The organism is Umezawaea endophytica, assembly GCF_025061645.1.
Lineage (GTDB): Bacteria > Actinomycetota > Actinomycetes > Mycobacteriales > Pseudonocardiaceae > Umezawaea > Umezawaea endophytica.
Genome location: NZ_JANYMP010000036.1, coordinates 61743 through 74253 on the forward strand (window position 1 = coordinate 61743; position 12511 = coordinate 74253).

12 protein-coding genes and 2 pseudogenes are annotated in these 12511 nt (G+C 67.8%); 9 read left to right on the top strand and 5 right to left on the bottom strand.

Going from position 1 to position 12511, the window contains the following annotated elements; all coding sequences use genetic code 11:
- The first annotated feature begins 286 nt into the window (after positions 1-286).
- The 3 genes from NZH93_RS43430 to NZH93_RS43440 all read left to right on the top strand — a co-directional run bounded on the left by NZH93_RS43430 (position 287) and on the right by NZH93_RS43440 (position 2469).
- Complete coding sequence (locus tag NZH93_RS43430) at positions 287-880, top strand: cyclase family protein (protein WP_259629215.1); 594 nt, start codon at positions 287-289, stop codon at positions 878-880.
- Positions 881-1007: 127 nt separating this feature from the next.
- A complete protein-coding gene (locus NZH93_RS43435) occupies positions 1008-1157 on the top strand; it encodes a hypothetical protein (protein WP_259629188.1) in 150 nt (49 codons plus the stop codon).
- 310 nt (positions 1158-1467) lie between these two features.
- Positions 1468-2469 carry an alpha/beta hydrolase gene (locus NZH93_RS43440; RefSeq protein WP_259629189.1) on the top strand — a complete coding sequence of 334 codons (1002 nt, stop codon included), beginning with the start codon at positions 1468-1470 and terminating at the stop codon, positions 2467-2469.
- Positions 2470-2789: 320 nt separating this feature from the next.
- Here NZH93_RS43440 and NZH93_RS43445 read toward each other — a convergent pair whose 3' ends face one another.
- Positions 2790-4169 (bottom strand): hypothetical protein, encoded by a 1380-nt coding sequence (locus NZH93_RS43445; RefSeq protein WP_259629190.1) that lies wholly within the window; start codon positions 4167-4169, stop codon positions 2790-2792.
- 447 nt (positions 4170-4616) lie between these two features.
- Positions 4617-5522, bottom strand: coding sequence for a LysR family transcriptional regulator (locus NZH93_RS43450; protein WP_259629191.1), 906 nt, complete (start codon positions 5520-5522; stop codon positions 4617-4619).
- A gap of 119 nt (positions 5523-5641) precedes the next feature.
- Between NZH93_RS43450 and NZH93_RS43455 the strand changes: the two genes are divergently transcribed.
- The 4 genes from NZH93_RS43455 (at position 5642) to NZH93_RS43470 (ending at position 8927) form a co-directional block, all read left to right on the top strand.
- On the top strand, positions 5642-6400 hold the full coding sequence (locus tag NZH93_RS43455; protein WP_259629192.1) for an HpcH/HpaI aldolase family protein: 759 nt from the start codon (positions 5642-5644) through the stop codon (positions 6398-6400).
- Positions 6397-7356 carry a cyclase family protein gene (locus NZH93_RS43460; RefSeq protein WP_259629193.1) on the top strand — a complete coding sequence of 320 codons (960 nt, stop codon included), beginning with the start codon at positions 6397-6399 and terminating at the stop codon, positions 7354-7356. Before NZH93_RS43455 ends, NZH93_RS43460 begins: the two co-directional genes overlap by 4 nt.
- A 161-nt stretch (positions 7357-7517) precedes the next feature.
- Positions 7518-8138 carry a cysteine hydrolase family protein gene (locus NZH93_RS43465; RefSeq protein WP_259629194.1) on the top strand — a complete coding sequence of 207 codons (621 nt, stop codon included), beginning with the start codon at positions 7518-7520 and terminating at the stop codon, positions 8136-8138.
- Positions 8139-8195: 57 nt separating this feature from the next.
- Positions 8196-8927 (top strand): SDR family oxidoreductase, encoded by a 732-nt coding sequence (locus NZH93_RS43470; protein ID WP_259629195.1) that lies wholly within the window; start codon positions 8196-8198, stop codon positions 8925-8927.
- 100 nt (positions 8928-9027) lie between these two features.
- On the opposite strand, the gene NZH93_RS43475 is transcribed toward NZH93_RS43470, so the two are convergent.
- Complete coding sequence (locus NZH93_RS43475; RefSeq protein ID WP_259629196.1) at positions 9028-9438, bottom strand: arsenate-mycothiol transferase ArsC; 411 nt, start codon at positions 9436-9438, stop codon at positions 9028-9030.
- 188 nt (positions 9439-9626) lie between these two features.
- Here NZH93_RS43475 and NZH93_RS43480 point away from each other — a divergent pair.
- A pseudogene (locus tag NZH93_RS43480) lies at positions 9627-10196 on the top strand (arsenic resistance protein); the annotation flags it as partial.
- Positions 10196-10954 (top strand): annotated as a pseudogene (locus tag NZH93_RS43485) (GNAT family N-acetyltransferase); the annotation flags it as partial. The pseudogenes NZH93_RS43480 and NZH93_RS43485, both read left to right, overlap by 1 nt.
- Before the next feature lie 90 nt (positions 10955-11044).
- Here NZH93_RS43485 and NZH93_RS43490 read toward each other — a convergent pair.
- Positions 11045-11938: an alpha/beta fold hydrolase gene (locus NZH93_RS43490; protein ID WP_259629197.1), complete on the bottom strand. Its 894-nt coding sequence runs from the start codon at positions 11936-11938 to the stop codon at positions 11045-11047.
- A 160-nt stretch (positions 11939-12098) separates the two neighbouring features.
- Positions 12099-12464, bottom strand: a complete 366-nt coding sequence (locus NZH93_RS43495) for a DUF6223 family protein (RefSeq protein ID WP_259629198.1) — start codon at positions 12462-12464, stop codon at positions 12099-12101.
- Positions 12465-12511 lie beyond the last annotated feature (47 nt).

Below are 12511 nucleotides of genomic sequence, written 5' to 3' on the forward strand. Positions count from 1 at the left end.
CCGAGTCCGGCCGGCTCCGATGCCATCGCCGGTGACTGTGACAACCGTGGGCGGTGGCCGGACGACCGAGGCCGCGGAACACTGCACTACATCACCGCTGAAGTGGCCGCGCGAGCTGCCGCCGAAGTACGTCACGGCGAAGTCGTGTCCCTTGCCCGGCCGGTGCACCCGATCCCCTTGACCGGCGGCCCGCACGCGGCCGCGATGGTCGCCGTCCCCGCCGCGGTAGGGCACGCGCTGCTCTACACGGGGGTTCCCACCACAGGCGATCACAGACCTGCTCACGATCAACACCCACCACCACACGCTGACCCATCTCGACGCCCTCGGCCACATCACCACGGGCGACACGGTGTACCCCGGCGTCCCGTTGACCGAAGCCATCCACGAGGGCCGGCTGGCGACCAGCGACGTCACCGCCCTGGGCCCGGCGATCTTCACCCGCGGCGTGCTGCTCGACTTCGTCACCGCGAACCCACTGGCGAAGCGGCATCCCATCAGCGGAGAGGACCTCGACCACCTCGCACGTCGCCAGGGAGTGACGCTCAAATCCGGCGACGCACTTGTCGTGCGGGCCGATCCGACTTCCGAAGCCGGCATCGCCGCATCAGCGGTGCGCTGGATGCACCACCATCAGATCAGCGTCTACCTGGGTGACGTCTCCGACCTGTTCCCACCCCCGCGCCTCGGGCCACTGGCGCTGCCACTGCACCAGATCGGACTCGCACGGATGGGCTTGCCCATCGTCGACGGCGCACACCTCGATCCCCTGGCCACCGCGTGCGTGGACCACGCCCGTCACACCTTCGCCCTAGCTATGGGACCGCTCCCCATCCACGGCGCGACCGGAAGCCCGGTGACGCCACTCGCACTGTTTTGATCGAGACCCTTTGCGCACGTGATGGCGAGTGACATCGCGTGGGCAGTTCCCACGTCGTGCCGCGGCCCCTGGGGCTTACCGGACTCGACGAGCATCCGCTTATTCCGACTGGGGCCACCGGACGCGCGTGAACCGGGTGGCCGCCGCATTCGCCTACGACGGCCACCCGCGTCGAACGGCTCGGGGTGCGGCTCTTCGGCCCGGCGTTGAGGACCGCACCCCGCTGCTGGCCGAACTGCTCAAGCAGAAGATCGGCGGCTTCCAGGCGCCGAAGTAGGGCGCGCTGGCCGAGATGCGGCGGGTACAGGCGATGTCGAGAACACCCATCCCTGACAACGCGCGCTCGTCGGCATGACAGCGCGTTGGCGGGTCATCCACACGGCGGCATGAGAGCGCGTTGCGAGATGACGCCTCACATCGGATTTCCTTGGCGTGTAACAGACGTCGTCCTGAGCGTCCTCGGGCGTCATCCATCGATCATCGCCTGAATGCAGGTCATCTCGGCGGCGTCCCCCTGCCCTGCCGCGCGATCGGCGGGGTGTCGAAATCGGCTGGTGCGCAGGGAACGGGGGCACTAGCTTGCGCGTGTGAACCGTGAACCGGGGAAGACCGTTCCCACCGCGACCGTTCCACTCGATGTCGAACTTCAGGTCGCTTACGACGCCTTCATGGTGGAGGAGCCGGAGTTGGCGCGGATGAGCCTCGAGATGCTGCCGGGGATCCGTGCGGAGGTCGACGCCGCGGTGGCCATGCTCGACGACCTCGGCCGCGGCGGGCGCTTCACCGTCTCCCAGCCCTCGGTACCCGGTCCGGAAGGCGACTCCGAGATCCCGCTGCTGATCTGCACACCCGCGGGCGCGCCCGAGTCGCGGCCGGTGCTCTACTACCTGCATGGCGGCGGTTTCTTCTGCAACGACCACCGCACCGGGCTCGACCAGTTCCTCGACACGGCCGAGCGGTTCGGAGCCACCCTGATCTCGGTCGGGTACCGGCTCGCGCCCGAACACCCCTATCCCGCCCAGATCGACGACGCCTACGCCGGCCTGCTGTGGGTCGCCGACCACGCGGACGAACTCGGCATCGACCCCGAGCGCATCGTCGTCACCGGCCCCAGCGCCGGCGGCGGCCTGAGCGCCGCGCTCGCCCTGACCGTGCGCGACAAGGGCGGTCCTCGCCTGCTCGGCCAACTGCTGATGGCCCCCATGCTCGATGACCGCAACGACAGCGCCTCGGCCATGCAGATGGACGGAATCGAATTCTGGAACCGCAGCCACAACCTGTTTGGCTGGCACTCGCTGCTGGGAGCCCTCAAGGACGGAACGGACGTACCGCAGTACGCCGCGCCCGCCCGCGCCACCGACCTGACAGGCCTGCCGCCCGCGTTCCTCGACGTCGGCTCCGCGGAATGCCTGCGTGACGAGGTCATCGACTACGCCAGCAGGATCTGGCAGGCGGGTGGCCGGGCCGAACTGCACGTGTGGCCCGGCGGATTCCACGCCTTCGATCGGGAGGTTCCCGACGCGCGGATCAGCAAGGCCGCTATCGCCGCGCGCCGCGACTGGCTAGAGCGCCTTTTGGTCACCGACTGACGATCCCGTTCGACAGGGATGGGTGGCGTGTTTGAGGTCCACGTCCGAGACGTACCTTCCGAGCTTGACGTCTCCGGGAACGACGAGACGAGGACGCGCCAACAGTGTGCGGTCCTCCTCGTAGGCCAGCGGCACCTTGGTGCCAGCAACCTCGGCGTCGATTTCACCCCGCGACACGACGGATCGGGCCGCAGGGGGATTCGCGCTCGGCGATGAGCAGGACGGAGTCATGGCCCGGTTGTTGCGGGTGACGCGGAGTAGTGGCTGACCTGCGCCGGCCCTCTCGCCGTCGGACGTCGTGCTGCGTTGAGGCGCGGTGTTTAGCAACCGACCGAGGCAGTTTTGCAATCGACCCAGTGGAGCTTCCTGTCGCCTCCGGCGGGCAGGTACTGCAGATGCTGTTGTGGGTCGTCAGGAGGGGACTCGATCGTGAAAGGCTTGCCGTGGTCGTCGATTGTCGTGGTGAACTTGCCGTCCAGGGTGAAGTACTCGACTGCGAACCGCCACGAGCAGACCTGGTGCGAGACCGACCCGACGTTGATGGCGAGATCTCCCGCAGTGATGCCCTGTCCTAGGTCGATCTTGTGATGGGCGAAGTAGTCGATGTTGACCGCCCACCCGTCGTTGCTCTCGATCGCAGGAGTTCCGGGTGGGTCGGCCAAAGAAAAGTAGATCGCGCCGACATGTCCTTCCCCCTGGGGTGGTAGGAGAATGGCGCTGGCGGCGGTCGACGGTCTGCAGACCACATCGGTGGTCGTGATGCTGGTGACGGTGACAGCGCTGACGTGATCGCTGGTGAGGTGCAAGCGGTAGCTGTCGCTTTTGCCGTATCGGGAGCGTTGCGATTCCATCCGTTCGCTGACCATTTGTAGATCTGGGTCCCTGGTGTCGATGGCGATCTTTGGTCGGCCAGGGCCTTCTGGGAGTAGACGCGCTCCCAACGGGCGCAGTTGGGCTGCTATCCGGTCGAAATCCATCGGGTCGAACCGGGTGAGGTCAGTGAATTCCTCGGATGTGATGGGGCGATCCAGAACGAACCCCCACGTCGCCGGGCGGCGTGTGTCCGGGCCTTTCATCATCCAGGTGAACGGGGCTGTGCGGCGATCGACGTCTTGCTGGGCGCGACGGTTGGATTCGGCGATGCTGGCGGCGGTGGTGTTCTCGTACCAGCGCTGGCCGACGATGGTGGCGGCGATGAGGATCATGGTCGCCGTCATGATCAGGATGATGCGGGCGGGGGTGGGTTTGCGGCCGGGACCGCTGCCAGGCGCGTGGTAGTTGTGGGTCTCGGTCTTCCGGATATCACCGCCGGCCATCTCGGCGCGGCTCTTGTAGTGTGCCTTGGCGTGTTGGCTCGGGCGGTGGGGTTGTGCCGGGGCCTGCTGTACGCCGGGTGAGGCGGGGGTGCCGTCTTTCGCTATGGTCCCGCCAGCCATCAGGACTTCGCTGCGGTCGGTTGCGTACGCGCTCTGCTGGTACCTGACGTTGCCGGTGCCAGGGACGGGTTTCTCCCGAGAGCCCCACCACACCAGAGGGCCGGCCACCGCCGTACCGACGAATGCGGCGATCGACATCGAGGCCAGCCAGCGGCCGGTATCTGCCTGCGGGCCCCACTCGAACCGGACGGCCATCAACATGACCGCGGTGAACACCCCTAGCAGCAGCACCACGACGATCAGCCACCGTAACAAGCGTTTCATCGGCACCCCTTGTCGAGTTTGCTCTTGCCAGTTGTACCGAAGCAGGAGTGATCAAACACGGTGGTCCCAAAGATTGGGGCGTTGTTGCCGGTTCGGATCCAATCTGAGTCCGCAAGAATGCGGGCTGAATCGCGGCAGGGTCTGGTGCGACGCGGTCAATCGGTCTGAGGAAAACGTCGGCGAGGGCAGGTCGGTATTGGATTACTTGAGTCGATTGCGGGTGATGCGGGTAATGACGTCGATGGTTCCGGCGGCGAGGTTGGCCATGCCGTTTTTGATGATCGACCAGATCATCGTCGTCAACCGCACCTACAACCTGCTCGACAGTCGCACTTCTTCCGCAGGCCGTCCCGACACCGTCGTCTCCGACCACGGTGTCCAGGGCACATCAAGTCCCCGGTCGAAGCCGGGTCGGTTCAGCCTCGTTGCTCCGACAACACGATGTCGTCATCGTTTGAGGGCTTGGGGAAACTGCCGGTGTGCCCGGTCGATGACCTTGCTGATCGGCGCCTCGTCGCGGCGGTCCCGGCGCCAGGTCAGGTAGGTCACGACGGTGGGCTGGGGGTCGAGCAGGGCGCGCAGCAGGATTCGCTCGCCGTGGGGTGAGGCGAAGTGGCTGTGGTCGTGCCAGGAGGCGGGCACGAACGAGCAGTGCGCACCGTCGGACAGCAGCATCAGCAGGCCGTCCTCGACCGCAGCGTTGATCCGGTCCACCAGCGGCAGCATCTCCAGGTACGGGTGGAGGGAGTCCGGGAAGGTCCAGGGGTCGATGTTGGTGGCCAGGCGCAGGCCGACGACGTCGGCGGGACCGACCCGGTCGAGGCGGTGGAACCGCGGCGTGTCCGGGACCGCGACCACGAAGCGCTCCTCCAGCAACGGGAGTTGGTCGAGTTCCCCGTCCTCGGGCAGCGGGGTCCACAACAGACCCAGTTCGAGGTCACGGGAGCGCAGTGAGTCGATCTGCTGGTGCGAGTCCAGCGGTCGGAGCGACAGGGACGACCGGCCGACGGCGGACCGGATGGTCTGATCCACCAGTGATTCGCGGAACTCCGTCGGCAACGAGCGCACGCCGACGCGGACGGGGGGCGTGTGTGCGGTGCGGAACATCGTCTCGACGAGGTCGAACTCGGCGACGATGGACCGCGCGCGGGGGAACAGGGCCTCGCCCGCCGCGGTCAGGGTCGACGGGCGCGTCGAGCGGTCGAAGAGGCTGACTCCCAGTTCGGACTCCAACTCCCGGATGCGCTCGCTGATCCGAGACGGCGCGAGGCGCAGGTCGTGGGCCGCCAGGGTGACGCTGCCCGACCGCGCCAAGGCCAGGAAGACCTGCATGTGAGCGAGTTGGGGCTTCATGCCGGGCCTGCCCGCCGAGCTGAGTGAGGTGTTGTCGACACAACTTTCGACAATACCGAAACTGTCCGGCTCTTTTCGGCTCTACCGTCGACTTGTCGGAGAGTCGAGAGGAACTACGCATGTTGATGAGACGTCCGCGCCGCATCCGGGCGGCTTGGGAGGCGGGAGGAGTGGCCTACGGGGTCGCGGTCCAGTTGCCCAGCCCCGACGTGGTGGAGGTCGTGGGGCAGGCCGGGTTCGACTACACGTGGATCGACGCCGAGCACGGCTCGTTGTCGCTGGCGGAGATCCGCGAGCTGATCCGCGGCGCCGACGCCGTCGGGATCGACGCGATCGTGCGGGTGGCCGATCACGACCCGTCGTTCATCCAGCGCGTCCTCGACCTCGGCGCGGCCGGGATCATGGCCGCGCACGTGTGCACGGTGGAGCAGACGACCGCGCTCGTGGCGGCGGCCCGCTACGCCCCAGCGGGACGGCGGGGGGCTTGCCCGGCGGTGCGGTCGGTCGGGCACGTCACGACCGACTGGGCGAGTGACCGGCGGCAGGCCGATGAGGACGTGCTGGTCTTCGGGCTCGTCGAGGACCCCGAGGGCGTCGAGAACGTGGAGGCCATCGCGTCGCGGCCGGGTCTTGACGGGCTCGTCTTCGGTCCCTTCGACCTGAGCATGGCGTGGGGGCTCGACGGTGACGTCGCCCAGGCCGAGATCCACGAGGCGCACGATCGCGTCGTCCGGGCCTGTCGTGACGGCGGGATCGAGTACGTGGTCGCGAACGCGGCGTGGGAACCGGAGGACGTGGTGTCACGGACCGTCACCTTGGCCGGTGACCGGGGTGTGCTGTTCGACGGGCTGCGCGCGCTGCTGGCGGCGCGGCGATGAGCGGGCGGGGCACGGACCTGACCGAGGGCGAGGTGATCGAGTTCTTCACCTCGTTGTCCAACTGGGGCCGGTGGGGTGAGGACGATCGCTTGGGCACGCTGAACACCATCACCGACGAGGTCCGGGTGGCGGCCGCCGCGTCGATCCGCTTCGGGCGCGCCGTGTCGCTGTCGCGGGACATCGACCCCCGTGCGCCGGATCCGTTGGCGTCCGGCAACTTCGCGGTGCAGCGGTTCACCGGGACCAACGAGGTCGAGGAGCACTTCGGGCGGCCGTTGCGGTTCGACGCGGTGACGGAGTTCGTCGGCATCGCCGCGCACGGTTCGAACACCCACGTCGACGGCCTGGCCCACTACTCGTGGGACGGGCACAACTACAACGGCTTCCCCGCTTCCGACACGACCTCGTTGGGCGGTGCGCGCCGGCTTTCGGTGCACCACGCCGTGCACGGCTTCCTCACCAGGGGAGTGCTGCTGGACATCGCGGCGCTGTACGGCGTCGCCTGGCTGGAGCGCGGTCACCCGGTCACCCCTGACGAGCTGACCGCGGCGGAACGGCGGCAGGGTGTCGTGGTGCGTCCGGGTGACGCGCTGCTGGTGCACACCGGCAACGTGGCCAGGATCCTGCACGAGGGCCCCGACGCCGTCGGTCCGGCCGCGCGGCAGGCCGGATTGCACGCGAGTTGCTTGCCGTTCTTGCGCGAGCGCGACGTCGCCGTGCTGGGCAACGACGGCGTGCAGGACGTGCAGCCCTCCGGCTACGGCCCGGACCTGACCAGACCGGTGCACGCGGTGGGCCTGGTCGCCCTCGGTCTCTGGCTGATCGACAACGTGGAACTCACCGAACTCGCCGCGGTGTGCCGGGAGGAAGGCCGGTGGGAGTTCTTCTTCGCCGCGTTGCCCTGGCGCCTGGTCGGCGCCACCTCCAGCGCGAGCAACCCCGTGGCGATCTTCTGACCACCCACCCGAACGCTGACAACCTGACACGGCCTGACGTTGGCCGGCACCGATCTGCTCAGCGCGATGTCATGCCTCTTGGCGGCCGGCGATCACGTTCCAGCGGCAGTCGACTCCTTTTTCTGCTTCCTCACTCGCAGAAACAGAAGGGATGCACACCTATGTCCACAACGGCGGTTCTCGTCATCGACATGCAGAACGGCTTCCTGCACCCGGAAGGGTCGCTGGCCCGAGCGGGGATGGGGCTCTCCGACACCGAACCTGTCGTCCGGGCGGCAGAGAACCTGGTCGCTGCCTCACGGGCGGCGTCCGTGCCCGTGCTCTACACCCGTCAGGTCATCAGTGAGGGTGGTCCGGAAATGTCCGCCGCATGGCGCGAGGCGGCAGCGCCGATCCTCGCGATCGAGCCGCGAATGCTGAGCCATGGCAGTTGGGACGCTGAGATCCTTGATCGCCTTGCTCCGGTGGCCGGGGAAAAGGTTGTCGACAAGGATCGCTACGACGCCTTCCTGCACACCGATCTGGAAGAAACCTTGCGAGGACTGGGTGTCGAACGTCTGGTGGTCGCCGGGGTGCTGACCAACGTGTGCGTCGAGTCCACTGTGCGGTCTGGGCTGGAGCGGCATTTCGACGTCGCGGTGGCATCCGATGCCACCGCTGCCTACGACGGGTTCCTGGCGCCGTCGCTCGCCGCGATGCGTGCGCTGTTCGCGACCGTGGCGCCCTGGGCGGAAATCCTGTCCCGCGGTGGTGGAGAGCGGATCGTGACCGCGACTCGCTGAAGCCGTTGCGAGACCGGCAACTAGCACACTCGAACATCGATCCCGAAGGACACTTGAATGATTGAGGACAAGGTCGTGGTCATCACCGGGGCGAGCGGTGGAATCGGGCGGGCCACCGCTGTGGGCTTGGCCGCGCGGGGCGCGAAGCTGGTGCTCGGGGGTCGTACCGACAAGGCGCTCGACGGGGTAGCGCGGGAAATCCGGGCCGCGGGTGGTCAGGCGGTGGCGGTGGTGACCGACGTGACCCGGCGGCAGGACGTCCAGGCGTTGCTGGCGGCGGCAGTGGCGGAGTTCGGGCGGGTGGACGTGATGGTGAACAACGCCGGGATCGGGCCGGTGTCCGCGCTGGACGAGTTGAAGGTCGAGGAGTGGGATCGGATGGTGGACGTGAACCTGAAGGGGGTGTTGCACGGGATCGGTGCCGCGTTGCCGGTGTTCCGGCGTCAGGGTGGGGGGCAGTTCGTGACGGTGGGGTCGGTCGCGGGGATGGCGCCGACGCCGACGATGGCGGTGTACGGGGCCACCAAGACCGCGGTTCGGGTGTTGTGCGACGGGTTGCGCGTTGAGTCGGGGCCAGACGTGCGGGTGACCCTGGTCAGTCCTGGTTTCGTGGCCACTGACTTCGTGGCCACGGTGTCGGACGCGGATGTTCGGGCCGCGTTGGAGAAGTCGCGTGACGCGATGGCGATCTCGCCGGACGCGATCGCCAGGGCGATCGTGTTCGCGGTCGACCAGCCCGCGGACGTCGACGTCAACGAGATCGTCGTACGCCCCACCGCACAAGCCTGACAACGCCTGTTCGATGAGGCCGCATGACACCCATGACAGCCAGGCTGTGGTGCGACACCACTGGCCAGCGTACTTCGTGGAGCTTGGCGTGGTGACCGGGTCAGGCGTGTGGGTCGAGGATTTCCGCCAGGAGGCCGCGTACTCGGCGGTCGATGTCGTCGCGGATCGGTCGGACGGCGTCGACGCCTTGGCCCGCGGGGTCGTCGAGGGCCCAGTCGAGGTAGCGCTTGCCGGGGAAGACGGGGCAGGTGTCGCCGCAGCCCATGGTGATCACGACGTCGGAGGCTTCGACGTCGGCGTAGGAGAGCTTGGTGGGGATCTCGGCGGTGATGTCGAGTCCTAGTTCCGCTAGTGCTTCGGCCGCGGCGGGGTTGACCTTGTCGGCGGGCTCGGAGCCCGCGGAGCGGACGGAGACCCTGCCGAGTGCGTAGTGCTGGAGCAGGGCTGCGGCCATCTGGGACCGGCCCGCGTTGTGGACGCAGACGAACAGCACTTCCGGGGTCTTGCTCACCGTTGTTCTCCTCGTGGCGGCTCTGCGGTTGGTTCGTTGATCTCCGGTCCGGGCGAACGGAAGATGGTGGCCCGCTGTTCACCTGGTCGGTCAGTCCTCGGCCGGTTCGGGCCTTCGGCCTTCGGCAGGGGAGAGCACATCAGGTTGAATCGACTTATGTCAATCCAAGCCCTAGGCTCGCCCACATGATGAGCCAACGACAGCGCCCGGCGGACCGGTCTTCGGCTTCCGACCAGGCCGCGGATCGGCGGGTGAAGGTCGCTGAGTCCGCCGTCGTGAAAAGTCTGTCCTTTCTGGACAGGTTCCTGCCGGTGTGGATCGGCGTGGCCATGGTCGCTGGTCTCGCCCTCGGGCGGTTCCTGCCCGGTCTCCAAGGCGTTCTGGACGCGGTGAAGGTCGATGGCGTCTCGTTGCCGATCGCGCTCGGTCTGCTGCTGATGATGTACCCGGTGCTGGCGAAGGTCCGCTACGACAAGCTCGACACCGTCACCCGCGACAAGCGCACGATGGTCCTGTCCCTGGTGTTGAACTGGGTTCTCGGCCCGGCGCTGATGTTCGCCCTGGCGTGGATCTTCCTGGCGGACCTGCCCGAGTACCGCACCGGTCTGATCATCGTCGGGCTTGCCCGCTGCATCGCGATGGTCATCATCTGGAACGACCTCGCCTGCGGCGACCGCGAAGCCGCCGCCGTGCTGGTCGCGCTCAACTCGGTGTTCCAGGTGATCATGTTCGGCGTGCTCGGCTGGTTCTACCTCGACGGCTGCTGCACGCCGTCGCGGTCGCGAGCAAACCGGTCACGGTGGGGGAGTTGACCGAACAACTCGGCATCAGCCAGTCGACCTGCTCCCACCACGTCCGCAAACTCGCCGAGGTCGGCTTCGTCAGCCTGCGCAAGCAGGGCACCACCACGCTCGTCAGCGTCAACCCGTCCTGCTGCACCGGCCTGCCGCACGCCGCCGACGTTGTCATGGGCATGCTCGCGCCCGCGCCGTGCTGTCCCACCGACATCCCGAACGACGTCGCGATTCGTGAACTTCGGCCCGAGGACTGGACGGCCGTGCGGCGCGTCTACGCCGAAGGGATCGCCACGGGTGACGCCACCTTCGAGACCGAGACGCCCGGCCGTGCCACCCTGGAGGCGAAGTGGCTGCCGGATCACCGCTGGGTCGCCGAAGTCGACGGGCAGGTCGCGGGCTGGGCCGCCTCGACCGCGGTGTCGGCCCGTGACTGCTACGCCGGAGTAGCCGAGACGTCGGTCTACGTCGGCGCCGACTTCCGCGGCCGAGGTGTCGGCAAAGCGTTGCTGCGCAAGCAAGTCACCGCCGCCGACGCGGCCGGCCTGTGGACCTTGCAGACGTCGATCTTCCCCGAGAACCGCGCCAGCCTCGCCCTGCACCACAGCGCCGGTTATCGCACCCTCGGCGTCCGTGACCGCATCGCCCAGCACCACGGCCGCTGGCGCGACACCGTGTTCCTCGAACGTCGCCGCCAAGTTGATCCAACGCCCTCGGTGTGATGGACGTGCGGCCGCGATCCCCGCGTCGGATCGGTATCTTGCCCTCGGCGGTGACGCCCAAGGTCCTCCACATCGAGCGTGGGGACGGAGTCAAGCTCGTGGTTCGGTGGTGGCGTTAGAGGTGGTCGCCAGGTAGTCGAGCAGGGTGTGCACGAACCATTCGGGCGCTTCCTCGGCGACGAAGTGGCCGGTGGGGGCGACGAGGCCGGTGAGGTCGTTGGCGTGCGGCCGAAGGGCTTCCGTGGTGTGCTCCGCGACGGAGTCCCGGCCGCCGATCGACAGGATCGGCGTGGTCAAGCGGCCCGTGGCGAGGGCGGCCTGGTTCTCCTGGCCGTCGTCGAGCAGGGTGCGGTAGTGCTCGAAACCGCCGCGAAGTCGATCACGGCCGTCGTAGGCCTTGGCGTAGTAGGCGATGTCTTCGTCGCTGAACGTCGACGGCGTGCTCCTGGCGTCGAACGCGGACCGGAAGAACTCGACCTGGTGGCCGTCGAACAGCATCTCCGGGATGGCGGGGGCCATGAAGAACCCGAAGTGCCACGAGCCGCCGGTGACGACGTTCATCGCCTCCTCCAGATCGATCCCCGGCAGGAACGAGTCGAGCAACACCACCGCGGCGACGTTGTCGGGCCTGTGCAGCGCCCAGGCGAACGCGACCATGCTGCCGATGTCGTGGCCCACGACGACCACCGGGCCGGACAGGTCGAGAGCGGTGAGCAGGCCGCGCATGTCGTCGGCCTGGTTGGATTTGGCGTAGCCGTCGACGGGGCGTTCGCTGCCCCCGGTGCCACGCAGGTCGGGGACCACGAGCGTGTGGTGCTCGGCCAGTGCGGGCACGACCTTCGCCCACGCCCGCCCTGTCTGGGGCCAGCCGTGCAGCAGAACCATCAACGGTCCTCGTCCGCCCACAGCCGCGGACAGCCTGACGCCGTTCACGTCGGCAGTGCGGATGTCGAAGCCGGCGGGCGGCCAGGAGTGGTCGGGCACGGTGTTCTCCTCGTGGTCGGGGACATTTTCTGGGTTGTTCTGTCCAGAATCATAGGGTGAAGTTATGGACAGGACAACCCACTTTTCACCGATGTCGAGATCCACGTGCTTGCGTCGACTTTTCGACGGTCGGTGGAAGGTTCCCGGGTGGCTCAACCGGTCAGGCGGCACGACGGGAGCGGGCCAGGACCAACCCTCCGAGCACCACCGCGACTAGCCCGACCACCACGGCGGCGAAGCCTCCGACGATGCCGTAGCCGGTACCTGGCCCGCCTTCGGCGGCTACCACGACCAACCCGCCGACGACCGCACCCACCAGACCGGCCGTCAAGGCCACGACACCACCCCGCCTCCCGGATCCGGTGCCGGTTCGGCCAGCAGAGCGGGCCAGGGCCAGCCCGCCGACGACCACTCCGGCCAACCCCAGCAGCGCGCCCACCAAGGACCAGAGGCGTCCGGACGTCAAGGTGTAGGCGCTCGTGGTCGGTTGGACCAAGGTTTGCAGGACCGTCGACGCGGTGGACATGAGGTGCTCCTTCTCTTGGTGCGACTGGACTTCGCCGATCATGTCGG